The following is a 23,820-nucleotide window of genomic DNA, read 5'->3' as shown; positions in this document are numbered from 1 at the left end:
CGCTCGATGCTTCGAATCCTCTGCCTTCTGGCCGTTCTCGGCCTGCCGGCGCTGCGGCCCGCCAGCGCGGGCGAGACCACTCCGCCGGATCTTGAGGCACTCATCACCCCGCGTGTCGTCGCCTACCTGCGGGACCTGGGCAAGGCGGATATCGTGCGGCTCTCCGTTTCCAGCCAGAACGAACGCTACGGTAGCCTGCCCCAGGCCGAGATCGACCGGCTGGACCTGCAGTGGCGCACCGAGCACAAGTCGGTCGAGAAGCCGCTCATCGCGATGACCCTGTCGCGCCCGCTGTCGATCTACTTCATCCGCCTGCAGTCGGACCGGGTCGGCCTGCTCACCGCCATCTTCGCGATGGACCGCAACGGGCTCAACGTGGGCCAGTCGGCGCCCACCAGCGATTTCTGGCAGGGGGACGAGGCGAAATTCACCAACACCTTCCTTGTCGGCCCCGACGCGATCGACATGGGGGAGGTGGAATGGATCCCGGAATGGGGGGTGTGGATCGGCCAGGTGAGCCTCACCCTCACCGATGCCGAGGGAAGGAGCATCGGCGCCATCACCTTCGACATAAACCTCGGCGAACTGGCCCGCCGGCAGGGCCTGGGACTGATGTAACCCGCCGGCGGGGGCCGAGGCGAGCCGCCGGCGAGCCGGGCCGCCGGCCCGGGCGTCATCCGGCTGCACGCGCGCCGGCGGCGTGACCCGCAGCCCGGCGCGGCTTCGGCACCCCGGGGCGGGCCGGCCGTCGCCCGCGCCCCGCGTGCTGCCGCCCTGCTCCGGGTGTGGCCGGAGGGCATCCGCCATTGAGATCCGCCGTCGCGCGGGCATGATGGCGCCAGCCACCCTCCCCGAACACGGAACATGCCACATGCCCCCGCACCCTCTGCCCCGCCGACCCGCCCGGCGCCACCTGTCTCCCGCACCGCTTGCTTTCGCGCGGGCAGCGGCATGAGCGGGTTCTCCGCCGCCGACACCGAAGCGGTGATGCAGATCATGGCCCGCATCGCCGCCGAGGAGATCACTCCGCGCTTCCGCAGCCTCGGCGACGGCGAGATCGGCGAGAAATCCGGCCCGGCCGACCTCGTCACCGTGGCAGACATCACGGCGGAGGCCCGGCTCACCACCGAATTGCAGCAGCGCTTCCCCGGCGCGCGCGTCACGGGCGAGGAAACGGCGCGCGACGGGTTCGACTATGCCGCCGACCCGCTGCTCTTCGTCATCGACCCGGTGGACGGAACCTGGAACTTCGCCAACGGCCTGCCCCTGTTCGGCTGCATGGTGTCGGTGCTCTCGCGGGGCGAGACCGTCGCCGGGCTGATCCACTATCCCCTCGAGGGGGATTTCCTCCACGCCCGGGCCGGGGGCGGCGCCTGGCGCCAGCGCCCGGGCGGCCCGGCCCGCCGCCTGCAGTCGGGCGGCCGGACGCCGGAGCGGCTCACCGGCCTGTTTCCCCACACGCTGTTCGACCTGCGCAGCCATGTCGGCGTCCTGCACAGCCTCGCGCCGGAAACCCGGCTGATGAACCTGCAGTGCTCGGCCTACGACTATCGCATGCTGGCGGAGGGCGGGGCGCAGTTCTCGCTCGCGGCCGGGCTGAAGCCCTGGGATCATTGCGCCGGTCTGCTCATCCTCGCGGAGAGCGGCGGACATGCCGCACTCTCCGACGGCAGCCGCTGGCGGCCCGGCCATCCCACGACAGAGACGCTGATCGCCGCCGCGAATGCGCGCGTCTGGCAGCATGTTCGTGATGCGATCGTCCCGCTTCTGCCCCTGCAACCGGCCTGATCCGGCGGCCCGGGCTTGCGCGCCCGGGCGAGGGGACTACCTGTCCCGCGCGGCCCCGACACCACCGCCGGGCGCCGCCCGGCAAACCCTGCCCTCCGGGGCCCAGTTTCAGGAGCCATGCCCATGCGCATCGACCTTTCCGGAAAGACCGCCATCGTCACCGGCTCTACCGGCGGCATCGGCCTCGCCATCGCCCGCGGCCTGGCGGGAGCGGGTGCGCGCGTGGTGGTGAACGGGCGGAAGCAGCCGGCGGTGGACCAGGCGGTGTCCGCCCTGCGCACCGAACTCGGCGAGACCCGCGGCCCGGAGGCCGTCTCCGGCGTCGCGGCCGATCTCGGCACCGCGGAGGGCTGCGAGAGCCTCGTCGCCGCCTGCCCGGACTGCGACATCCTGGTGAACAATGTCGGCATCTTCGGCCCGCAGGATTTCTTCGAGACCGACGACGCCACCTGGCAGCGCTATTTCGACGTGAACATCACCTCCGGCGTGCGCCTCTCGCGCGCCTGGCTGCCCGGCATGCAGGCGCGCGGCTGGGGGCGGGTGCTGTTCCTCTCCTCCGAATCCGCGCTCAACATCCCGGCGGACATGATCCATTACGGCGTCACCAAGACCGCCCTGCTGTCGCTCTCGCGCGGGCTCGCCAAGCGCATGGCCGGCACCGGGGTCACGGTGAACGCCATCCTGCCCGGGCCCACGCTGTCCGAGGGGCTGGCCGACATGCTGCGCCCGGAGGCGGAGAAATCCGGCCGCGCGCTGGAGGACGTGGCGGCGGAGTTCGTGCAGGCCAACCGGCCGAGCTCGATCATCCGACGCGCCGCCTCGGTGGAGGAGGTGGCGCATCTCGCGGTCTACGCCGCCTCGCCGCAGGCCTCCGCCACCACTGGCGCGGCGCTGCGGGTGGATGGCGGCGTGGTCGACACCATCGCCTGACCCGGCCGGGCTCAGCGCCCGGCCATCAGGCAGTCGATGGCGCCGAGCAGCTCGTCGCGCCGGAAGGGCTTGGGCAGCATCATGTCGGCGCCGCAGCCCTCCACGCGGCCGAGGCTCTCGGCGTCGATGGCGGCGGTGAGCATCAGGACCGGCAGGTCCGGCTGCCCCGAGCGGCCCCGGCGCAGGCGGCGCACCACCTCGTCGCCATCCATGTCCGGCATCAGCAGGTCGATGATGGCGAGGTCGAAGCGCGCGCGGCCCAGCGCCGCACAGGCCTCCGCCCCCGTGGCGGCCAGCGCCACGCGGTGCCCCGCCTTCGCCAGAAACCCCCGGATGACGAATTGCAGTGTCGGCGTGTCCTCGGCGACGAGGATCTCCATCGCGCGGAGAGCGGCGCCGCCTGGCCGCGGGCCATCCGGCAGAGGGTCTTCTCCCGGAAGGGAGCGATCCGCGCGCTCCCGCCCCGGCCCGGCAGTGTTGTCCAAGTGCAAGCCTCCCTGCTCACCCGGCCGGGCCCCCGCCCGTGCCGACCGGCCCCGCGCGGCAGGCATGCCCCCGCGGCCCGGTATCCACCCCGCACGAGCCCGCTTATCCGCCCGCCGGCTTGCGAAAGGGTAAACGGCCCGGCTCAGCCGGGGTGGACGGAAACCGGGGCGTTGTCCTTCAGCCGCTCCATCACGATCTGGCTCTGCACCCGGGCCACGGCGGGATGGGGCAGCAGCACGTCCTGCACCAGCCGGTTCAGCGCCGGCAGGTCGGCGCAGAACACCCGCAGCAGGTAGTCGGTGGAGCCGGTGAGGGTCCAGACCGCGACGACCTCCGCCGTCACCTGCATGCGGGCGACGAAATCGCGCGCGTTCTCGCGGTTGTGCGCGGCCATCACCACCTGGATGAAGGCCTCCACCGTGGCGCCCACCTTCGCGGCGTTCACCACCGCGCGGTAGGAGCGGATCATCCCCGCCTCCTCCAGCCGCTGGCGGCGGCGCGCGCACTGGCTGGGAGAGAGGTTCACCCGCTCCGCCAGGTCCTGCGCCGTGAGGCGGGCATCGAGCTGCAGGTGATGCAGCAGTTCGGCATCGATTCGGTCGAGTTCTGCCATGGATCGAGGATAGCGCGCATGACAGGCGCGTTCCATGCGAAATCTGCGCATCCAGCTGCGCCCAGGCGGGCAGAATGCGCACTCAGCGCATGTACTCCGCCCCACCATCGCGCAAAGACAACAGCCAACCGGAGGAATTTCATGGGCCCCTTCCCGCATGACGCGCCGCCAGCCGAGATCAGCAAGCACAACCCCGCCGGTACCGACGGGTTCGAGTTCGTCGAATTCGCCCATCCGGACCCGGAGGCCCTGCGCAGCCTGTTTGCGAAGATGGGCTTCGAGTGCACCGCGAAGCACCGCGAGAAGGACATCACCCTCTGGCAGCAGGGCGACATCACCTATGTGCTGAACGCCGAGCCCGGCTCCTTCGGCATGCGCTTCGTGGAGCAGCACGGCCCCTGCGCCCCCTCCATGGCCTGGCGCGTGGTCGACGCGCAGCACGCCTACGAGCGCGCCATCGAGAAGGGCGCGAAGCCCTATGAGGGCGGCGGCAAGGTGCTCGACGTGCCGGCCATCGAGGGCATCGGCGGCAGCCTGATCTATTTCGTCGAGACCTACGGCGAGAAGGGCTCGCCCTATGCGGCCGAGTACGAGCGCCTGCCCGGCGTGGCCGAGAAGCCGGAAGGCGTGGGCTTCTTCTACCTCGACCACCTGACGCATAACGTGAACCGCGGCAACATGGACACCTGGTTCAACTTCTACGCCGATATCTTCAACTTCCGGCAGATCCGCTACTTCGACATCGAGGGCAAGATGACCGGCCTGTTCTCGCGGGCGCTCACCTCGCCCTGCGGGCGCATCCGCATCCCGATCAACGAGAGCGCCGACGAGCACAGCCAGATCGAGGAATACCTGCGCGAGTACAAGGGCGAGGGCATCCAGCACATCGCGGTGGCCACCAACGACATCTACAAGGCGACCGACGAGATCCACGCCCGCGGCCTGAGCTTCATGCCGCCGCCGCCGCCGGCCTATTACGCCATGAGCCACGCGCGGGTGAAGGACCACGAGGAGCCGCTCGAGAAGCTGAAGAAGCACGGCATCCTGATCGACGGCGAGGGCGTGGTGGACGGCGGCGAAACCCGCATCCTGCTGCAGATCTTTTCCAAGACCGTCATCGGGCCGATCTTCTTCGAGTTCATCCAGCGCAAGGGGGATGACGGCTTCGGCGAGGGCAATTTCCGCGCCCTGTTCGAGTCGATCGAGCAGGACCAGATCGACCGCGGCGTGATCGGCACCGCCGCCGAGTAACGGCCCCTCCGGGGCGGGCCAACAGCGGCCCCTCCGGGGCAGGCCACCAACCGCCCCTCCGGGGCGAGCCACCAACCGCCCCTCCGGGGCAGGAATGCCTTCCCCCCGGGGCCCGCGTGCTCCGGGGGCTTTTTGTGCTCAGGCGGGGGGATCGGCCGGGCGGCGGAACTCCTGCTCGATCACCCGGGTGCCCCAGGCCGCGCCTTCCTCCTCGCGGGCCAGCACGAAGCCGTGCGCCTCGTAGAGGTGCCGGGCCGGTGCCAGCCCGGCGAAGGTGGTGAGCCAGGCGCGCCCGCCGCTCACCGCTTCCGCACGGGCCACGGCGCGGGCGAGCAGCCGCCGGCCCAGCCCGCTGCCCCGCGCCCGTCCCGCCACGATGAACCAGCGCAGGTGCGCGCCGCGCGGGCCGGAGGCGGGGTCACCCGCATCGAGGATCAGCGAGGCGGCGATGCCGGCCTCGTCGCGCGCCAGCAGCACCAGGTCATCCGCGGCGCGGCGCGCGGCGAAATCGGCCATCTCACGGGCCACCTTGCATTCAAAGACGGTGCCGAAGCCCCAATGCCGGGCATAATGGCGCGCGTGCAGCGACACCACCTCCCCCAGGGCACCGGGCTCGAACTCGGTGAGTATCTCCATCGCGTGCTCCGCCGATCGCTCCGATCCCCCACAGGATAAGGCCGTGGCCGGCGGCGCGGAAGCCGCCCCGGAGCACGCCGGCACGGCGCGCGACCCTGAAGCTCGCGGACCGCGCACCCGCGCAACGCGGGTGCCTCCCGGCCCGGGCAGAGCGTCCGCCCCCCGGCCCCGCCGATGCCCCCTCGGAGCCGGGGGCGCAGGCTGTGCGGGCCCGGCGCGCGGCGGCCGCCGAGTACACCCCGGGCGATCCCGAGGCGGCGGGCGGGAGCGCGAAGCTCACGGCCTCTGCGCCAGTGCGACTCCTGCACGGCATGCCCTCGCGCAGATCCTTCGATATGTGCGCCCGCGCACAGTCGGCCACGGCGAATCCGGGCATAGGGGGGGTGCGGGTGGAGCACACCAACACCCCGTGCACCGGGTTGCCGGGGTGCGGGACATCGGGGGGCGTTCCATCTCAGGCGCTGCGGTCCTGCCGGACGATCCCCTGTCTCTCCGGCTGCATCGCGGTGTTCGGACCGGCACTCCCGGATGCCGGCTCCGCGCGCCTCCCGAAGGAGTGGCCCCGGCCCCCCCCCTCACGCCGGGGTCACTCCGCCTCTCGCTCAGCCCTCGCCGTCGAGCATGCCGCGCAACTCGTAGACGAGGTCGAGTGCCGCGCGCGGGGAGAGCCCGTCGGGCAGCACCTCGCGCAGGCGCGCCTCCACGGCGGAGGCTTTCGCCGGGGCGGGCGCGGGCGCCGGAGGGCGGGCGGAGAACAGCGGCAGGTCGTCGATCAGCGTCGCCGCGCGTGAGCCGCCGCCCTCCCGGTCGCCCTCCTCGAGGGTTTCGAGCACATGGCGCGCGCGCTCGATCACCGCCGCGGGCAGGCCGGCGAGCCGGGCCACCTGCACGCCGTAGGAGCGGTCGGCCGCGCCCGGGCGCACCTCGTGCAGGAAGATCACGTCGCCCTCCCATTCGCGCACCGCCACGGTGGCGTTCATCATGCCGTCGAGCCGGGCCGAGAGCGTGGTGAGCTCGTGATAATGCGTGGCGAAGAGCGTGCGGCAGCGGTTCGCGTCATGCAGGTGCTCGAGCGTGGCCCAGGCGATGGAGAGCCCGTCCCAGGTGGCGGTGCCGCGGCCGATCTCGTCGAGGATGACGAGCGCGCCGGGCCCGGCCTGGTTGAGGATGGCCGCGGTCTCGACCATCTCGACCATGAAGGTGGAGCGGCCGCGGGCAAGGTCGTCCGCCGCGCCGACGCGGGAGAAGAGCTGCGTCACCACCCCGATCTCCGCCGCCCGCGCCGGCACGAAGGCCCCGGCCTGTGCCAGGAGGGCGATGAGCGCGTTCTGGCGCAGGAAGGTCGATTTACCGGCCATGTTCGGCCCGGTCACCAGCCAGACCGGCTTCTGCCCGAGGGAGAGGTCGACGTCATTGGCCACGAAGGGCTTGTCCCCCGCCCTGCGCAGCGCCTGTTCCACCACCGGGTGGCGGCCGCCCTCGATGCGGAAGGCGCCGCCGAGCTGCATGAGCGGGCGCACCCACTCCTCGGTGTCGGCGAGCTCGGCGAAGGCGGCGGCGAGGTCGATCTCCGCCAGCGCCCGCGCCGCGGCGGCAATGCGCGCCGCCCCGGCCCGCACGCCCGCCGCCAGCGCCTCGAACAGCTGGCGCTCCAGCTCCAGCGCCCGGCCGCCGGCGTTGAGAATGCGGGTTTCCAGCCCCGAGAGCTCCACGGTGGTGAAGCGCACCTGGTTCGCCGTGGTCTGGCGGTGGATGAAGGTCTCCGACAGCGGGGCGCTGCGCATCTTCTCGGCGTGGGTGGCCGTGGTCTCGATGAAATAGCCCAGCACGTTGTTGTGCTTGATCTTCAGCGAGGAAATGCCGGTTTCGGCCGCGTATTGCGCCTGCATGGAGGCGATCACGGCCCGGCCCTCGTCGCGCAGGCGGCGGCAGTCGTCGAGCTCCTCATGGTGGCCGGCGGCGATGAAGCCGCCGTCCCGCGCCAGTAGCGGCGGCTCGGCCACCAGCGCGGCGTCGAGCGGGGCGGAAATGTCCTCGAGCCCGGTGAGGGCGGCGGCGGCCTCGGTGAGCTCGGCGGGCAGGTCCCCCGCCAGAAGGCCGGCGATCTCCGCACCCTCGGCCAGCCCGTCGCGCAGGGCGGCGAGGTCGCGCGGGCCGCCACGCTCCAGGCTCAGCCGGGTGAGGGCGCGCTCCATGTCCGGCACGCCGCGCAGCCGGCTGCGCAGGGCGCTGGCAAGCGCGCTGTCCTCCAGCAGGGCCGCCACGGCATCGTGCCGGGCGCGGATGGTGGAGAGGTCGGTCGAGGGGCTGGAGAGCCGGGCCTCGAGCAGCCGCGCGCCGCCGCCGGTCACCGTGCGGTCCACCGCCTGCAGCAGCGCGCCGTCGCGCCCGCCCGAGAGGCTGCGGGTGATCTCGAGGTTGCGCCTCGTGGCGGCGTCGATCTGCATGGTGCCGCCGGCTTCCTCGTGCTGCGGCGGGCGGATCATCGGCAGCTTGCCCTTCTGGGTCACCTCCACGTAATCGACCACCGCGCCCAGCGCCGCCACCTCGGCCCGGCCGAAGCCGCCGAAGGCCTCGAGCGTGGAGACGCCGTAGAGCCCCTTCAGCCGGTGCTCGGCGGACTGGCTGTCGAAGCTCGCGCCGGCAAGCTCGGTGAGCACGCCGCCGCCCTCCTCCACCATCGCGCGCAGGGACGCCTCCGCCCCCTGGGCGGCCAGCACCTCACGCGGGGAGAGCCGGGCCAGCATCGGCCCGAGCAGCGTGCGCGGGCAGGCGGTGGCGGCGAAATCGCCGGTGGAGATGTCGAGCCAGGCCAGCGCGCCCTCGCCGCGGATCTCGGCCCAGGCGGCGAGGTAATTGTGCCGCCGCGCGTCGAGCAGCGTGTCCTCGGTGAGCGTGCCGGGGGTGACGAGCCGCACCACGTCGCGCTTCACCACCGACTTCGAGCCGCGCTTCTTCGCCTCCGCCGGGTCCTCCATCTGCTCGCAGACCGCGACACGGAAGCCCTTGCGGATCAGCGTGAGCAAATAGCCCTCGGCCGCATGCACCGGCACGCCGCACATGGGAATATCGTCGCCCGCGTGCTTGCCGCGTTTGGTGAGCGCGATGTCGAGCGCCGCCGCCGCCGCCCGGGCATCGTCGAAGAACATCTCGTAGAAATCGCCCATCCGGTAGAACAGCAGCGCGTCGGGGTACTGGGCCTTCAGCTCGAGGTACTGGGCCATCATCGGCGTCACCGCGGTGGTGGCCTCGGGCGCGGTGTCGGGAGCAGGGGCGGCAGGTGCGTCGGGCATCGGGTACTCGTCCGGTTCGGGTTCGCCCCTGCCTAGCATGCAGCCCGGTGGGGTGGAATGACTTGTAAGGCACGGGGGCATCGGCTACATGTTTTTAGAATTATTCTAAAGAGGATCCGCCATGTTCAACGCCCTCGCCGGCCGCCGGCATTTCAGCGACCTCAGCGAGGCGGAGGTGCTGGCGCTGGCCATTTCCTCGGAAGAGGACGACGCCCGCATCTACGCCACCTATGCCCATGAGCTGCGGGCGGAATTTCCGCAGACCGCCGCCGCGTTCGACGAGATGGCCGCCGAGGAGGACAGCCATCGCCGCCGGCTGATCGACCTCTGGCAGGCGCGCTTCGACGGGCCTATCCCGCTGATCCGGCGCGAGCACGTGGCGGGCTACTACTCCCGCCGCCCGGTGTGGCTGGTCAACAACCTCGGGCTGGAGACCATCCGCGCCGAGGCCGGGCGCATGGAGGCCCAGGCGCGCGACTTCTACATCGCCGCCGCCCAGCGCTCCACCGACCCCGACACCCGCCGCCTGCTCGGCGACCTCGCCGCCGCCGAGGGCCGGCACGAGCAGAAGGCGCATGACGTGGCCGAGCAGCTGGAGGGGCCGGAAGGCTCCGCCGAGCTGGGCGCCGAGCGCCGGCAGTTCGTGCTCACCTGGGTGCAGCCGGGGCTGGCGGGGCTGATGGACGGCTCGGTCTCCACCCTGGCGCCGATCTTCGCCACCGCCTTCGCCACGCAGGACAGCTGGACGACCTTCCTCGTCGGCCTCGCGGCCTCGGTGGGTGCGGGCATCTCGATGGGCTTCACCGAGGCCGCACATGACGACGGGGTGATCTCGGGCCGCGGCGCGCCCTGGAAGCGCGGCATCGCCTCGGGGGTGATGACGGCGCTCGGCGGGCTGGGCCACGCGCTGCCCTACCTGCTGCCGCAGTTCTGGCTGGCCACCGGCATCGCCTTCGCCGTGGTCTTCGTCGAGCTCTGGGCCATCGCCTGGATCCAGAACCGCTACATGGAGACGCCATACCTGCGGGCGATCTTCCAGGTGGTGCTCGGCGGCGCCCTCGTGCTGGCCGCCGGCATCCTCATCGGCGCCGGCTGACTGCGGCACGGCCTTACTGGCGCCTGGCACGGCGGGCGGGGAGGCAGGAGCCGCGATTGTGGAGCCGTAGTGTGAGGGTTCGCGCAGCCCGCCCCTGTCGCCTGCCGGGCTCAACCGGCCTCCCGACCCCGCCACGGCGCCCGGCGGACGGGGCCCTCCCGTCCTCCGTCGACCCGCAGCCCCTTGGGGGCCGCGCGTCTCCTGCGGTTTGGGCCCGGCCGCGCCGGCAAGCCCGCGCGGCTTCTCAGACGTCACCGCAAGGGCAAGCCTGCCCGGCGGTTGCGCTGCGGCCACGGCGGGGCGCCCCTTCTCCGGCCGGCCGGGGGAGACTGGACCTGAAGCCCCCCAGCCTGTAGATTGCAGCCTCAAGTTGGCGCGACAGACGCCTGCACATGAGGCACACATGCAGTTTCCCGAGCGGTATTCCAGCCTGCCGGAATACGCCTTTCCGCGGTTGCGCGCCCTTCTCGACGGCGTGGAGCCGGGCGGAGAGCCCATCGCCATGTCCCTGGGTGAACCCAAGCACCCGGCCCCGCCGTTTCTCGGCGAGGTGCTGGCGGCGCATGTGCACGAGTACAGCATCTACCCGCCCAACGACGGCCACCCGGAGCTGCGCGAGGCCTTTGCCGGCTGGCTCGCCCGCCGCTACGGCGTGAGCCGCGACCCCGGCACCGAGGTGTTCCCGCTCAACGGCACGCGCGAGGGGCTGTTCGCCGCCTGCCTCGCCATGTGCCCGGAGCAGAAGGCCGGCGAACGGCCGGTGGTGCTGCTGCCCAACCCGTTCTACCAGTGCTACGCGGTGGCCGCGATCACCGCCGGGGCCGAGCCGGTCTACGTGCCCGCCACGGCGGAAACCGGCTTCCTGCCCGATTTCGCCTCCCTTCCCGCCGAGCTGCTGCGCCGCACCGCCGTGGCCTACATGTGCTCGCCGGCAAACCCGCAGGGCGCGGTGGCCGATGCCGCCTACTGGCAGCGCCTCGCCAACCTCGCCGAGCAATACGACTTCCGCGTCTTCGCCGACGAGTGCTACTCCGACATCTGGCGCACGGCCCCGCCGCCGGGCGCCCTGCAGGCCGATGCCGACCCCGAGCGCATCGTCGCCTTCCATTCGCTCTCCAAGCGCTCCAGCCTGCCCGGCCTGCGCTCCGGCTTCGCGGTGAGCGGGCCGCGCAACATCGCCGCCATGCGGCAGCTGCGCGCCTATGCCGGCGCCCCCCTGCCCCTGCCCGCCCAGCGCGCCGCCGCGGCCTGCTGGAACGACGAGGCGCATGTGGAAGCAAGCCGCGCGCTCTACCAGCGCAAGTTCGCGCTGGCCGACGAGCTGCTGGGCAACCTGCCCGGATACCACGCCCCCGAGGGCGGGTTCTTCCTCTGGGTCGGGGTGGAGGACGACGTGGCCACCACGCGGCGCCTCTGGGCGGAGACCGGGGTGCGCGTGCTGCCGGGCTCCTACCTCTCGCGTGAGAGCGATGCCCGGCTGGGTGGCGGAAACCCCGGGGCGGGCTACATCCGCGTCGCCCTCGTCGCACAGGAGGCGGAGGTGGCACGCGGCCTCACCGCCCTGCGCGACACGCTGAGATAACGCGAACGGCAGAAGAAACCGCGGCGGGAAAGGAACGAGGCATGAGCATGGCAGCCCCCCGGTCTGAAAAACTGGTCGACGACGAAACCCGCGAGATGCTGCGCAAGCGCGGCACCGAGCTGCTGGGCGTGGCGCTCTTCGCCCTCGGCATCGCCTTTGCCGCGGTGCTCGCCACCTATTCGCCCGACGACCCCTCGCCCTTCAACGCCACCGGCGAGGCGCCGCAGAACCTGCTCGGCAGCATCGGCGCCAACATCGCCGGCGCGCTGGTCTTCGCGCTCGGCTGGGCGGCCTGGGGCATCCCGGCCATGCTGGTCACCTGGGGCGCGCGGCTGGTGGTGCACCGGGGCGAGGAGCGCGTGCTCACCCGCTGCGTGATCGGGCTCGTCGCCATCCTCGCCAGCTCCGCCTTCCTCGCCGCCCATGTGCCGCTCGACAGCTGGGAGCACCGCTTCGGCCTCGGCGGGCGCATCGGCGACAGCCTGCTGCTCAACGTGCTCTCGCTGGTGCCGGCGGAAACCGGCACCGGGCTGAAGCTCGCCACGCTCGCCATGGCACCGGCCGTGGTGGCGGTGAGCGCGCTCGGGCTGGGGATGAACTGGGGCGAGTTCCGCGCCCTCGCCGGGCTCTGCGGCTCCGGGCTGCTCGCCATCGTCTCGGTCTTTGCCCGCGGCCTCGGAGCGATGGGGGTGAAGGCGCTCTCGGGCACCGCCTCGCTGGGCGCGAAGCAGAAAGGCCGGCTGCAGGAGCGCGTTGCCGCCCGGGCCCGCGCCCGCGATGCCGCCCGCTCGGAAGCCCGCGAGGAGGCCGCCGCCCTGCGCGCCGTCGCCCCCGCCCGCACCGAGGTGGCCGACAACCGCGACGACGACCGGCTGATGGCCCGCATCTCCGCCGCCGTGCAGGCCCGCACCACCCGCCGCGAGCCCGTGCTCACCGAGCCCGAGGAGATCGAGGAGGCCCCCGCCCCCGTGGTGGAAAGCCCCTATGACCGCGCGGTGGCCGAGGCCGTGGCCGCGCGCCGCAATGCCGGCCCCCGCGTTCTGCGCGCCTCCGCCGAGCCGCCGCTGCGCGCGCCCGCCTCCGAGGAGGAGCCGGACAGCTTCGACGCGCCCTTCGACGACGACGAGGACGACTACACCTCGCCGCCCCTGCGCCGCGAGGCCGCCGAGGCGCCGCAGCGCCGCATCCCCACCCTGCGGGGCCGGGTGTTCGAGGAAGACGAGGACGAGGAGGAGGACGACACCCCCCTGCCCCGCCTCGACGGCGCGGACGACCGCCACGAGGAGCGCCCGGCGCCCCGCGCCCCCGCGCGCCCCGAGCCGAAAGCCGAACCGAAGGCCGAGCCCGCCGTCACGCCCCCTCGCTCCGCGGACGAGGAGGAGGCCGCGCCCCAGGGCTTCGCCGCCCTGCGCGCCGCCCTCGCCCGCTCCCGCGCCGGCAGCCGGGAGGCCGCGCCGGAGCCGCGCGCGCCCGATGCCTGGGCAGCCGGCCCGGAGGATGACGAGGAGGAGGAGGGCCCGCGCCTCTCCGCCCGCCCGGCCGCCGAGGCGCCGGAGGAGGAGAGCGTGCCGCTCACCCGCCGCATCGTGAAGGGCGAGCCGATGGGCATCGACCTCGCCCTGCCCGAGGATGACGAGGACGAGGACGACGAAGGCCCCCTCACCCCCCGTTCCGCCTTCGATGCGGAGGACGAGGACGAGGCGGACGACCGGCTGCACGCCGAACCCCCGGCCCGCCCCATGGCCGCCGGCCCGCGCCCCGAGCCGCACAAGCCCCAGCCGGTGCCCGGCCGCGCCCTGCCCGAGACCGCCCCGCGCCACGCCATGGCCGAGGAGGACGAGGAGGAGGAGGCGCCCTACGACGCCCCGCCGCTCGGCCTGCTCTCCAACCCGCGCGACATCGAGCGGCTGGAGCTGTCCGACGAGGCGCTGGAGCAGAACGCCCGCATGCTGGAGAACGTGCTCGACGATTACGGCATCCGCGGCGAGATCGTCTCGGTGCGCCCGGGCCCTGTCGTGACCATGTACGAGCTCGAGCCGGCGCCGGGCCTGAAGGCCTCCCGGGTGATCGGCCTCGCCGATGACATCGCCCGCTCGATGTCGGCGCTGGCCGCGCGTGTCTCCACCGTGCCGGGCCGCTCGGTGATCGGCATCGAGCTGCCGAACGACCAGCGCGAGAAGGTGCTGCTGCGCGAAATCCTGGCCGACAAGGTGTTCGGCGAGAGCACCCACCGCCTGCCGCTCGCGCTCGGCAAGGACATCGGCGGCGAGCCGATCGTGGCCAACCTCGCGCGCATGCCCCACCTGCTCATCGCCGGCACCACCGGCTCGGGCAAGTCGGTGGCGATCAACACCATGATCCTGTCGCTGCTCTACCGGCTCTCGCCCAAGGAATGCCGGCTCATCATGATCGACCCGAAGATGCTCGAGCTCTCGGTCTACGACGGCATCCCCCACCTGCTCTCCCCCGTCGTCACCGACCCCAAGAAGGCCGTGGTGGCGCTGAAATGGGTCGTGGCGGAGATGGAGGAGCGCTACCGCAAGATGTCGAAGATGGGCGTGCGCAACATCGAGGGCTACAACGCCCGCGTGGCGGACGCGCTGGCCCGCGGCGAGGCCTTCTCCCGCGTGGTCCAGACCGGGTTCGACGACGATACCGGCGAGGCGATCTACGAGAACGAGGAGTTCGAGCCCGAGGCGATGCCCTTCATCGTGGTCATCGTCGACGAGATGGCCGACCTGATGATGGTGGCGGGCAAGGAGATCGAGGCCTGCATCCAGCGCCTTGCGCAGATGGCGCGTGCCTCCGGCATCCACCTGATCATGGCGACGCAGCGGCCCTCGGTCGATGTCATCACCGGCACGATCAAGGCGAACTTCCCGACCCGGATCTCCTTCCAGGTGACCTCGAAGATCGACAGCCGCACCATCCTGGGCGAACAGGGCGCCGAGCAGCTGCTGGGCATGGGCGACATGCTCTACATGGCCGGTGGCGGGCGCATCAGCCGCGTGCACGGGCCGTTCTGCTCCGACGAGGAGGTGGAGGCGGTGGTGAACCACCTCAAGTCCATCGGCGCGCCGGACTACGTGTCGGGCGTGGTGGAGGGGCCGGACGAGGCGGTGGAGAACAACATCGACGCGGTGCTCGGCCTCGGCGGCAACACCAACTCCGAGGACGCGCTCTACGACCAGGCGGTGGCGATCGTCGCGCGCGACCGCAAGTGCTCGACCTCCTACATCCAGCGCAAGCTCGGCATCGGCTACAACAAGGCCGCGCGCCTGGTGGAGCAGATGGAAGACGAGGGCGTGGTGAGCGGCGCCAACCAGGTGGGCAAGCGCGACGTGCTCATCGCCGAACGCTGATACCTGCGGGCGGCCGCCCCCGGCCGCCCTGCCCCCGGCGCGGCCTCCCGGCCGCCCACCTCCTCCCCCAATTCCCCTTTCGTGCCGCAGGCACTGGCCCGGGCGCCCAGCCCGGGCCGCGCCCGACCCTCCCCCCGGGAGGGCGCTCTGGCGATGTCGCGCGCCGCTCAGCCGTCGTCCGGAGCTTTCGGGATAAAGCACTGACCACAAGCGGTGCTGCGCCCACCCGAGGGCCGGACGCGGCCCTGTCCCCGGCGCAGCGCGGGGTGGCAACGCAGGCAACGGCGTGGCGCGCACCCTCCCGCGGCCGTGTCCCCGGCAGAGCGCGGGGCGGCAACGCAGGCGATGGCGTGGCGCGCTCCCTCCGGGGCCGGGCGCGGCCCTGTTCCCGGCGAAGCGCGGGGCGGCGAGCGGGGAGGAGCGCCGGCCTCGGAGGGGGCAGGCCCCCGCCTCGGCCGGCGCCGCGCGTGCCGCGCGGGCCAACGTCAGCGGCGGTGCCGATGCCGGGTGGCGCGACGGTGACGGGGTGGCGCGCAATCTGCCGCGGGACTGCGCGGAAAGCGGTGGCTGAACCTCAGGCGGAGAGGGCGGCGGAGAGCTCGTCGCGCCAGTCGGCCGGCTCGATGCCCCATGCGTTCGCGAGGGCCGAGAGGTCGAGGCGGGAGTTCAGCGGGCGGCGGGCGGGAGAGGGGAAATCCTCGGTGCGCGCGGGGGTGAGGGCGGGGGCCTTCATGCCGGCGCGGGCGAAGATCTCGGCCGCGAACTCGAGCCGCGAGACGAAGGGCCCGCCGCCGGAGAAATTGTAGGTGCCGGGCGCGCCGCGGCCGGCCACCAGCCGCGGGCCGATCTGCCAGATCGCGGCGGCGAGCTGGCGGGCCGAGGTGGGCCGGCCCACCTGGTCGGCCACCACGGAAAGCGTGTCGCGCTCGGCCCCGAGGCGCAGCATGGACTGCACGAAGCCGGGCCCCTCGGACGAGAACACCCAGGAGGTGCGCAGCACCACATGCGCCGCGTTCTGCGCCGCGGCGAGATATTCGCCGGCGAGCTTGGAAGCCCCGTAGGCGCCGAGCGGGCCGGGGGCGTCGGCCTCGGTCCAGGGCGCCTCGCCGCTGCCGTCGTAGACGTAATCGGTGGAGACATGCACGAAGGGCGCGCCGGCGCGGGCCGCGGCCCGGGCAAGCGCGCCGGTGCCGGTGGCGTTCACCGCCCAGGCGGCGCGGGGCTCGGCCTCGGCCCGGTCGACGGCGGTGTAGGCCCCGGCGTTCACCACCAGCGCGGGGGCGTGGCGGGCGACGGCGTCGGCCAGGGTGTCGGGGCGGGCGAGATCGGCCTCCTCACGGCCCAGCACGGCGAGGTCGATGCCGGCGGGGCGCGCCTCGGCAAGGGCCCGGCCGAGCTGGCCGCTGCGCCCGACGACGAGAACCTTCACCCCACGGGCTCCGGGTCATACGCGAAGGGGGAGGTGATGTCGGCCAGCCGCGGGTGCTTGCGGTCCTTCTCGGACAGGATCAGCCGGTCATGCGGCCAGCCCCAGTCGATGCCGAGATCCGGGTCGTCCCAGGCGATGCCGGCGTCCTGCGCGGGGGCGTAATGGGCGGAGACCTTGTAGAGCACCTCGGTGTCCGGCTCGAGCGAGAGCAGGCCGTGGGCAAAGCCCTCGGGCACGTAGATCTGCGCCCAGTTGGCGGCGGAGAGCTCCACCTTCACGTGCTGGCCGAAGGTGGGCGAGCCGCGGCGGATGTCCACCACCACGTCGAGCACCGCGCCGCGCAGCACGCGCACCAGCTTGGCCTGGGCGGCGGGCGGCGCCTGGTAGTGCAGGCCGCGCAGCACCCCGGCATCGCGCGAGAGCGACTGGTTGTCCTGCACGAAATCGGTGCGGATGCCATGGGCGGCGAACTCGGCCGCGTTCCATGTCTCGGAGAAGAAGCCGCGCGGGTCCGCGTGCCGCACCGGGGTGACGGTCAGCACACCTTGCAGGTCGTGGCGGACGATGTTCAGCGGCATTGGTCTTCCGGGCTCCGGCTCTGGCCGACCCGAGGAATACCCAATCCGGCGGGAGAATCTAAGAGCGAATTTGCCCTTTCGGCAACTTTTTGCCGCTTTGCCGCAGGGCGATACCGCCCCGGCGGGCCGGGCGCTGCGCGCGCCCCGCGGCGGGTGACGTTGCGCCGGTGGTGCCGCCGCCCTTCACGGAGTGTTTGGCAAAGCCGCCGGCCTGTGTTCTGCTCACGGGCAAGTGACACGGGCGTGAGCAGGGGGCGGCTTGAGCGGGACGGCATTGCAGGTCGAGGGGCTGGCCAAGCGGTATGGCGGGCTTCGGGCGGTGAACGGGGCGAGTTTCGAGATCCCCGAGGGGTCGATCACCGGGCTGATCGGGCCGAACGGCGCCGGCAAGACCACCACGTTCAACATGATCGCCGGGGCCGAGGCGCCGAGCGCCGGGCGCATCCTGTTCCGCGGCGAGGACATCACCGGCCGGCCCACGCACGAGCTCTTCCACCTAGGCATCGTGCGCACCTTCCAGCTTCCGCAGGAATTCGCCCGGCTCACCGCGCTGGAAAACCTGATGGCCGCCGCCCCCGACCAGCCGGGCGAGAGCATCCTGCTCAACTGGCTCGCCCCCGCCCGCGTGCGCGCCCGCGAGGCCGAGGTGCTGGCCCGGGCGGAGGAGGCGCTGGCCTTCCTCGGCCTTTCCCACGTCCGCGACATCCCGGCGGGAAACCTCTCCGGCGGGCAGCGCAAGCTGCTCGAGCTCGGCCGCACCATGATGACCGACGCGCAGCTGGTGCTGCTCGACGAGCCGGGCGCCGGGGTGAACCCCACGCTGATGCTGCGCATCGCCGACATGATCCGCAGGCTCAACGCCGAGCGCGGCTACACCTTCTGCATCATCGAGCACGACATGGACCTGATCGCCGCGCTCTGCGACCCGGTGATCGTGCTGGCCGAGGGGCGGGTGCTCACGAAGGGCGCGATGGCGGAGATCCGCGAGGACGCCCGGGTGATCGAGGCCTATTTCGGCGGGGGCGCGGAATGAGCCCGGTGCTGGCCCTCGAGGCGCTCGACGCCGGCTACGGCGATTCGACCGTGCTGCGCGGCGTGTCGCTGCATGTGGACGCTGGCGAGGTGGTGGTGGTGATCGGGCCGAACGGCGCCGGCAAGTCCACCGCGCTGAAGGCGGTGTTCGGCCTGCTCAACGTCACCGCCGGGCGGGTGATGCTGGGGGGCGACGAGATCACCGGCACCGCGCCGGAGCGGGTGGTGACCCGCGGCATCGCCTACGTGCCCCAGACCGGCAATGTCTTCGTGAACCTCACGGTGGAGGAAAACCTCGAGATGGGCGCCTATGTGCGCCGCGACGACTGGCGGCCGCGCCTTGCCGAAATCTACGCCATGTTCCCCGACCTCGCGGAGAAGCGCCGCCAGCCGGCGGGCAGCCTCTCGGGCGGGCAGCGGCAGATGGTGGCGATGGGCAAGGCGCTGATGCTGGAGCCGAAGGTGCTGCTGCTCGACGAGCCCACGGCCGGCCTGTCGCCGAAATACCGCGGCGAGATCTTCGCCACGGTGAAGCGCATCAACGAGACCGGCGTGCCGGTGCTGATGGTCGAGCAGAACGCCCGCCAGGCCCTCGGCATCGCCGACCGCGCCTACGTTCTGGTCGACGGCGCCAACCGCCACGAGGGCACCGGCGCAGCGCTGGCGGCCGACGCGGAGGTGGCGCGGATGTTCCTCGGGGGCGGGGCATGAGCGGCCCGCGCCCCCGCCGCGCCACGGCACGGCCCCCGCGCTGCCCAGCTCCGGGCCTGACCCGGAGCCTCCCGGCCGGTGTGCCTGGCTCTGCCGGCGAGGCCCCGGCTCGGGGGCCGGGGCAGCGGGGCGCGGGGCGGCTGGCGGCGGTCTGCTGCCGCCCTGCTCCGGGCCTCACACGGAGCCTCCTGGCCGGTGCGCCAGGCCCTGCCGGCGAGGCCCCGGCTCGGGGGCCGGGGCAGCGGGGCGCGGGGAGGCTGGCGAGGGCTCGCGGCGGGTGTCTCCGCCGGCCCGCAATTGCCGTGCCTGCGGACCGGGGTCGGGGCTCGACGCCGCGTGGCGCGGGCAGGAAGGAACAGCGCTGATGTGGGAATTCGTCAACTTCTACTTCCTGCCCGGCGTGGTGCTGGGCTGCATCTACGCCCTCGGCGCGCTCGGCATCTCGCTCACCTTCGGCATCCTGCGCTTCGCCAATTTCGCCCATGGCGAGATCATGATGCTGGGCGCCTATTTCACCCTCAGCCTCACCGCGCTCACCGGGCTGCCGCCGCTGGCCGCGGCGCTGCCGGCCATGGCGCTCACCGTGGCGGTGACACTGGCGCTCGACCGGGCGGCGTTCCGGCCCTTCCGCGGCGCGCCGGCCATCATCTCGGTGATCGCGAGCTTCGGGCTGATGCTGATGATCCGCTCCGCCGTGCAGTTCTTCTGGGGCGTGCAGCCGCGGCCGCTGCTGCGCGGCATCCAGCGGCCCGAGAGCTTCCTCGACGGCGCCATCCTGCTGCCGCCCAAGCATATCGTCATCATCGGCTCGGCGCTGGTGCTGATGGTGCTCGTGCACCTGCTGCTCAGCCGCACCCGCATCGGCAAGGCGATGCGCGCGGTCTCCGACAGCCCCGGGCTCGCCCGCCTCACCGGCATCGACGTGGAGGCGGTGATCCGCGCCACCTGGGCCGTGGCGGCAGTCACGGCGGTGGCCGCCGGCGTGCTGCTCGCGCTCGACACCCACGTGGAATCGATGATGGGCTTCAAGATGCTGCTGCCGATGTTCGCCGCCGCCATCCTCGGCGGCATCGGCCGTCCCTTCGGCGCGGTGGCCGGGGGGCTGGTGATCGGCATCGCCGAGGAGGTGTCCTCCTTCCCCTTCGGCGGCACGGAGGCGCTGCTCAACCCCGCCTACAAGTCCGGCATCGCCTTCGCCATCATGGTGGCGATGCTGATCTGGCGGCCCTCGGGCCTGTTCAAGGGGAGGGTGTTCTGATGGAGGCCTACGGCTACGGGCTCTACCTCGTCACCCTGCTCTCGGCGGGGGGGATCTATGCCATCCTCGCGCTGGGGCTCAACGTGCAATGGGGCTTCGGCGGGCTGTTCAACGCCGGCATCGCCGGGTTCTTCGCCGTGGGCGCCTATGCCTCGGCCATCCTCACCACCGCCGCCACGCCCGAGCACCTGGGCGGTTTCGGCCTGCCGCTCGCCCTCGGCGCGGTGGCGGCGATGGCGGTTTCGGCGCTCATCGCCTGGGGGATCGGGCGCATCTGCATCCGGCTGCGCTCGGACTACCTCGCCATCGCCACCATCGGCATCGCCGAGATCCTGCGCCTCGTGCTCAAGAACGAGGGCTGGGCCACCAACGGGCCGCGCGGCATCAACCGCATCCCCAAGGCCTTCGAGGGCCTGCCCGAGCCCTGGGCCCAGCTCGGCTTCCTCGCCATGGTGCTGCTCACGGTGCTGGCGCTCTACCTCCTGCTGGAGCGGGCCTGGCGCTCGCCCTGGGGCCGGGTGATGACCGCGATCCGCGACTCGGAGGCCGCCGCCCGCGCCGCGGGCAAGAACGTCGAGCGCTTCCGCGTGCAGGCCTTCGTGCTCGGCGCCGCGGTGATGGGCCTCGCCGGGGCCTATTACGCCCAGTACATCAAGTTCATCGGCCCCGACGCGACCGACCCGCTCACCGCCACCTTCCTCGTCTGGGTGATGCTGATCGCGGGGGGCTCGGGCAACAACCGCGGCGCCATCCTCGGCGCCTTCCTGATCTGGACCGTCTGGTCGGCCACCGAGATCTTCACCCCGCGCCTGCTGGGCCTGCTGGCCGGGCTGCTGCCGGCCGATCTCGCGGCCGAGCTGAAGGCCGAGACGGTGGTGCGCTCGGCCTACCTGCGGGTGTTCCTCATCGGGCTGGTGCTGCAGGTGGTGCTGCAGAGATACGCGCGTGGCATACTGCCGGAAACGCGCCCCGCCGTTGCCGCCGCCCCGCCTCCCGCCGCCGCGCGGGAGAGGGGCTGAACCGAGACATCCCGGGCCGCCGGCCCGGGGGCGAAGAACAGGGAGACCAGCATGAAGAAACTTCTCCTGGCCGGAACGGCCGCCATCTGCCTCACCGGGGCAGCGGCCGGGGCCGCGGAAATCAAGGTCGGCTCGGTCGGCGGGGTCACCGGCCCCATCGCCGACATCGTGGCCGAGATCATGGAGGGCCGCGCCCTCGCCGCGCAGCAGGTGAACGCCCAGGGCGGGCTGCTGGCGGGCGACACGCTGTCCCTCGTGCTGGCCGACAGCGCCTGCGACCCCAAGGCCGCGGTGGACGCCGGCTCCAAGGTGGTGAACATCGACCAGGTGGTGGGCATCGTGGGCCCCAACTGCTCGGGCGCCACCAACGCGCTCGTGCAGTCGGTCACCATCCCCGCCGGGGTGGTGAACATCTCCGAATCCGCCACCGCCCCCTCCATCACCGCGCTCGAGGACAATGACCTCGTGTTCCGCGTGGCGCCCTCGGACGCCTACCAGGGCGTGGCGCTGGCGCAATACGTGCTCGACAGCGGGGTGAGCACCGTCGCCGTCACCTGGGCGAACGACGATTACAACGCCGGCCTCGGCGAGGTGTTCGTGCAGGCCTTCGAGGAAAAGGGCGGCACCGTGGCCGCCAGCCAGGTGCACGAGCCCAACAAGGCCTCCTACCGCGCCGAGATGGCCACGCTGGGCGGCGCCGGGGCCGATGCGCTGGTGATGTTCGCCTATTACGGCTCCTCCGGAATCACCCTGATCCGCAACGCGCTCGAGACCGCCGCCTTCGCACGCTTCTTCGGCGCCGACGGCATGGTTGACGATGAAGTGATCAACCAGATCGGGGCGGAGAACCTCACCGAGGCGGCCTTCACCGCCGCCGGCGCGGATGACAGCTCGCCCGCCTGGGCGGCCTATATCGCCGCGGCGGAGGAAGCCGGGCTCGCCAACCCCACCGGCCCCTTCGTGCCCAACGGCTACGATGCCACCTTCCTCATGGCGCTCGCCATCGAGAAGGCCGGCGCCGCCGACCGCGGCCTCATCGCCGCCGCCCTGCGCGAGGTGGCGAACGCCCCCGGCGAGGTGATCCTGCCCGGCGAATGGGAAAAGGCGAAGAAACTCATCGCCGAGGGCACGGACATCAACTACCAGGGCGCCTCGGGCGAGATCGAGTTCGACGACGCGGGCGACGTGGCGGGTGTCTACAGCCTGAATACCCCGCAGGCCGACGGCACCTTCAGCTCGGTGCTGCTGAAGTAATCCGGAGCGCCGGCCCCGGCCGGCGCCCACCTTCCGGGGGCCGCGCCCGCGCGGCCCGGCCCCCGGTTGCCGCACCTGCGCATTTGCAACTGGCCCTTTGCGCGCGTATGAGGATATCCGGCTTTCCGGGGCGCCCCGCCGGGCGGGCCCCGCATGGGTCGCGAAGGGATCAGAGACAGGCCGAATGACGCAATCCGGCGCAGACGACAAATCCTTGCAGGTCTCCAGGAACCGCGCCGTGGTCGAGGCCCGGCGCGCGGAGCGCAAGGCGGCGCGGCTCGCAGAACAGGAGCGGGCCCGGGAAGAGCGCCAGAAAGCGGCGAGAAAGCCGAAGGAACCGCTTCCGGTCATCGAGGTGCCGCCCCTGCCCGAGGCGGAGGAACTGCGCGCCCGGCCGCGGCTGCGCCACTGGGTGATCCTGGCGAGCTTCCTCCTGTGCGTGCTGCTGCCCTCGCTGCTGTGGAACTGGTATCTCGAAACCCGCGCGGCGGACCAGTACGTCTCCAACGCCTCCTTCAGCGTGCGCAACAACGACCCCATGGCGACGACCGACCTGCTGAGCCAGCTCGTCACCTCCTCCACCACGGTGGAGGCCTCGGACGCGACCATCCTCTACAGCTACATCCTGAGCCAGGAGATGGTGGAGAAGGTGGGCCGCGAGCTCGACCTGCGCGCCATCTGGAACCGCCCCGCCGACCGGGACTGGTTCTTCACCCTCGGCGACGACCCGAGCATCGAGACGCTGCAGGACTACTGGCACTCGATGGTCAACCTCACCTACGAGCAGAGCCAGGGCATCATCGGCCTGCAGGTGCGCGCCTTCACCGCGGAAGACGCCAAGGCGATCGCCGACTCGGTGCTGCACTACTCCACCCTGCTGGTGAACCGGCTCTCGGAGGCCGCGCAGGAAGACGCGGTGCGCTATGCCCGCAACGACCTGCAGGAAGCGCGCGACCGGCTGACGGACCTGCGCGGCGAGATCCGCGAGTTCCGCATCGACAACCGGCTCATCGCGCCGGAGATCGAGGCCACGGTGCAGTTCGCCCTGCTCACCGAGCTGCAGCAGATGCAGTCGCAGGCGATCATCGACCGGGCCGAGCTGCTCGACACCACCCGGCCGAACGACCCGCGCCTCGCCACGGTCGACCGGCGCATCGCCGCCATCGGCGAGCAGATCACGGCGGAGCGCGCGCGCCTCGGCTCGCCCGACGCGCCGCAGAACCAGGCCCTCTCCGCGCTGCTCTACCGCTGGGAGGAGCTGCGCACCGATCTCGAGTTCTCCGGCCAGGCCTATCTCAACGCCCAGGCCTCCTACCTGCTGGCGCGCAGCGACGCCCGGCGCCAGACCCGCTACCTCGCCACCCATATCCGGCCCACGCTGGCCGAAACGCCCACCTACCCGCAGCGCCTCATCCTCGGGCTGCTGGTGAGCTTCCTGATCCTGGTCACCTGGGCGGTGACGGTGTTCATCTACTACAACGTGCGCGACCGCAGGTGAGCCG

General features: G+C 72.3%; 19 protein-coding genes. 13 read left to right on the top strand and 6 right to left on the bottom strand.

Annotated features, from left to right (window positions below):
- Window positions 1-6 precede the first annotated feature (6 nt).
- The 3 genes from D3P35_RS08510 (at window position 7) to D3P35_RS08500 (ending at window position 2,718) form a co-directional block, all read left to right on the top strand.
- Window positions 7-618 carry a hypothetical protein gene (locus tag D3P35_RS08510; RefSeq protein WP_232830429.1) on the top strand — a complete coding sequence of 204 codons (612 nt, stop codon included), beginning with the start codon at window positions 7-9 and terminating at the stop codon, window positions 616-618.
- 333 nt (window positions 619-951) lie between these two features.
- Window positions 952-1,788 carry an inositol monophosphatase gene (locus D3P35_RS08505; RefSeq protein ID WP_157982070.1) on the top strand — a complete coding sequence of 279 codons (837 nt, stop codon included), beginning with the start codon at window positions 952-954 and terminating at the stop codon, window positions 1,786-1,788.
- Window positions 1,789-1,911: 123 nt separating this feature from the next.
- Window positions 1,912-2,718: an SDR family NAD(P)-dependent oxidoreductase gene (locus tag D3P35_RS08500; protein ID WP_118134279.1), complete on the top strand. Its 807-nt coding sequence runs from the start codon at window positions 1,912-1,914 to the stop codon at window positions 2,716-2,718.
- 11 nt (window positions 2,719-2,729) lie between these two features.
- Here D3P35_RS08500 and D3P35_RS08495 read toward each other — a convergent pair whose 3' ends face one another.
- Together D3P35_RS08495 and D3P35_RS08490 are read right to left on the bottom strand one after the other, a co-directional pair.
- The gene (locus tag D3P35_RS08495; protein ID WP_157982069.1) at window positions 2,730-3,098 is read right to left on the bottom strand and encodes a response regulator; all 369 of its coding nucleotides are present in this window, start codon (window positions 3,096-3,098) and stop codon (window positions 2,730-2,732) included.
- A gap of 248 nt (window positions 3,099-3,346) precedes the next feature.
- Window positions 3,347-3,853, bottom strand: a complete 507-nt coding sequence (locus D3P35_RS08490) for an Lrp/AsnC family transcriptional regulator (protein WP_232830428.1) — start codon at window positions 3,851-3,853, stop codon at window positions 3,347-3,349.
- Between the two features lie 105 nt (window positions 3,854-3,958).
- Here D3P35_RS08490 and hppD point away from each other — a divergent pair, with 105 nt between their 5' ends.
- Complete coding sequence (gene hppD / locus D3P35_RS08485; RefSeq protein ID WP_118134276.1) at window positions 3,959-5,068, top strand: 4-hydroxyphenylpyruvate dioxygenase; 1,110 nt, start codon at window positions 3,959-3,961, stop codon at window positions 5,066-5,068.
- A gap of 138 nt (window positions 5,069-5,206) precedes the next feature.
- Here the strand turns inward: hppD and D3P35_RS08480 are convergent, their stop codons facing one another.
- Window positions 5,207-5,704, bottom strand: coding sequence for an N-acetyltransferase (locus tag D3P35_RS08480; RefSeq protein WP_118134275.1), 498 nt, complete (start codon window positions 5,702-5,704; stop codon window positions 5,207-5,209).
- Between the two features lie 602 nt (window positions 5,705-6,306).
- Window positions 6,307-8,997: a DNA mismatch repair protein MutS gene (gene mutS, locus D3P35_RS08475; RefSeq protein WP_232830427.1), complete on the bottom strand. Its 2,691-nt coding sequence runs from the start codon at window positions 8,995-8,997 to the stop codon at window positions 6,307-6,309.
- Between the two features lie 121 nt (window positions 8,998-9,118).
- Here mutS and mbfA point away from each other — a divergent pair, with 121 nt between their 5' ends.
- From mbfA to D3P35_RS08460, 3 genes are all read left to right on the top strand, one after another.
- Window positions 9,119-10,093 carry an iron exporter MbfA gene (mbfA, locus tag D3P35_RS08470; RefSeq protein ID WP_118134274.1) on the top strand — a complete coding sequence of 325 codons (975 nt, stop codon included), beginning with the start codon at window positions 9,119-9,121 and terminating at the stop codon, window positions 10,091-10,093.
- A gap of 403 nt (window positions 10,094-10,496) precedes the next feature.
- A complete protein-coding gene (locus D3P35_RS08465) occupies window positions 10,497-11,675 on the top strand; it encodes an aminotransferase class I/II-fold pyridoxal phosphate-dependent enzyme (RefSeq protein ID WP_118134273.1) in 1,179 nt (392 codons plus the stop codon).
- A 41-nt stretch (window positions 11,676-11,716) separates the two neighbouring features.
- Complete coding sequence (locus D3P35_RS08460) at window positions 11,717-15,037, top strand: DNA translocase FtsK (protein ID WP_370030649.1); 3,321 nt, start codon at window positions 11,717-11,719, stop codon at window positions 15,035-15,037.
- Window positions 15,038-15,611: 574 nt separating this feature from the next.
- Here D3P35_RS08460 and rfbD read toward each other — a convergent pair.
- Window positions 15,612-16,466 carry a dTDP-4-dehydrorhamnose reductase gene (rfbD, locus tag D3P35_RS08455; RefSeq protein WP_118134272.1) on the bottom strand — a complete coding sequence of 285 codons (855 nt, stop codon included), beginning with the start codon at window positions 16,464-16,466 and terminating at the stop codon, window positions 15,612-15,614.
- The gene (gene rfbC, locus D3P35_RS08450; RefSeq protein WP_118134271.1) at window positions 16,463-17,044 is read right to left on the bottom strand and encodes a dTDP-4-dehydrorhamnose 3,5-epimerase; all 582 of its coding nucleotides are present in this window, start codon (window positions 17,042-17,044) and stop codon (window positions 16,463-16,465) included. Before rfbC ends, rfbD begins: the two co-directional genes overlap by 4 nt.
- Before the next feature lie 259 nt (window positions 17,045-17,303).
- Between rfbC and D3P35_RS08445 the strand changes: the two genes are divergently transcribed.
- From D3P35_RS08445 to D3P35_RS08420, 6 genes are all read left to right on the top strand, one after another.
- A complete protein-coding gene (locus D3P35_RS08445) occupies window positions 17,304-18,077 on the top strand; it encodes an ABC transporter ATP-binding protein (protein ID WP_118134270.1) in 774 nt (257 codons plus the stop codon).
- Window positions 18,074-18,787 (top strand): ABC transporter ATP-binding protein, encoded by a 714-nt coding sequence (locus D3P35_RS08440; protein WP_118134269.1) that lies wholly within the window; start codon window positions 18,074-18,076, stop codon window positions 18,785-18,787. The genes D3P35_RS08445 and D3P35_RS08440 overlap by 4 nt, the downstream gene beginning before the upstream one ends.
- 364 nt (window positions 18,788-19,151) lie before the next feature.
- A complete protein-coding gene (locus D3P35_RS08435) occupies window positions 19,152-20,045 on the top strand; it encodes a branched-chain amino acid ABC transporter permease (RefSeq protein ID WP_118134268.1) in 894 nt (297 codons plus the stop codon).
- Window positions 20,045-21,064, top strand: coding sequence for a branched-chain amino acid ABC transporter permease (locus D3P35_RS08430; protein WP_118134267.1), 1,020 nt, complete (start codon window positions 20,045-20,047; stop codon window positions 21,062-21,064). Before D3P35_RS08435 ends, D3P35_RS08430 begins: the two co-directional genes overlap by 1 nt.
- Before the next feature lie 51 nt (window positions 21,065-21,115).
- Window positions 21,116-22,318: an ABC transporter substrate-binding protein gene (locus tag D3P35_RS08425; protein ID WP_118134266.1), complete on the top strand. Its 1,203-nt coding sequence runs from the start codon at window positions 21,116-21,118 to the stop codon at window positions 22,316-22,318.
- 214 nt (window positions 22,319-22,532) lie between these two features.
- Complete coding sequence (locus D3P35_RS08420) at window positions 22,533-23,816, top strand: hypothetical protein (protein ID WP_157982068.1); 1,284 nt, start codon at window positions 22,533-22,535, stop codon at window positions 23,814-23,816.
- The last annotated feature ends 4 nt before the right edge of the window (window positions 23,817-23,820 follow it).

This window comes from Oceanicella sp. SM1341, from assembly GCF_003448965.1.
Classification (GTDB): domain Bacteria; phylum Pseudomonadota; class Alphaproteobacteria; order Rhodobacterales; family Rhodobacteraceae; genus Paroceanicella.
This window is presented reverse-complemented; position numbering and strand designations above follow the sequence as displayed.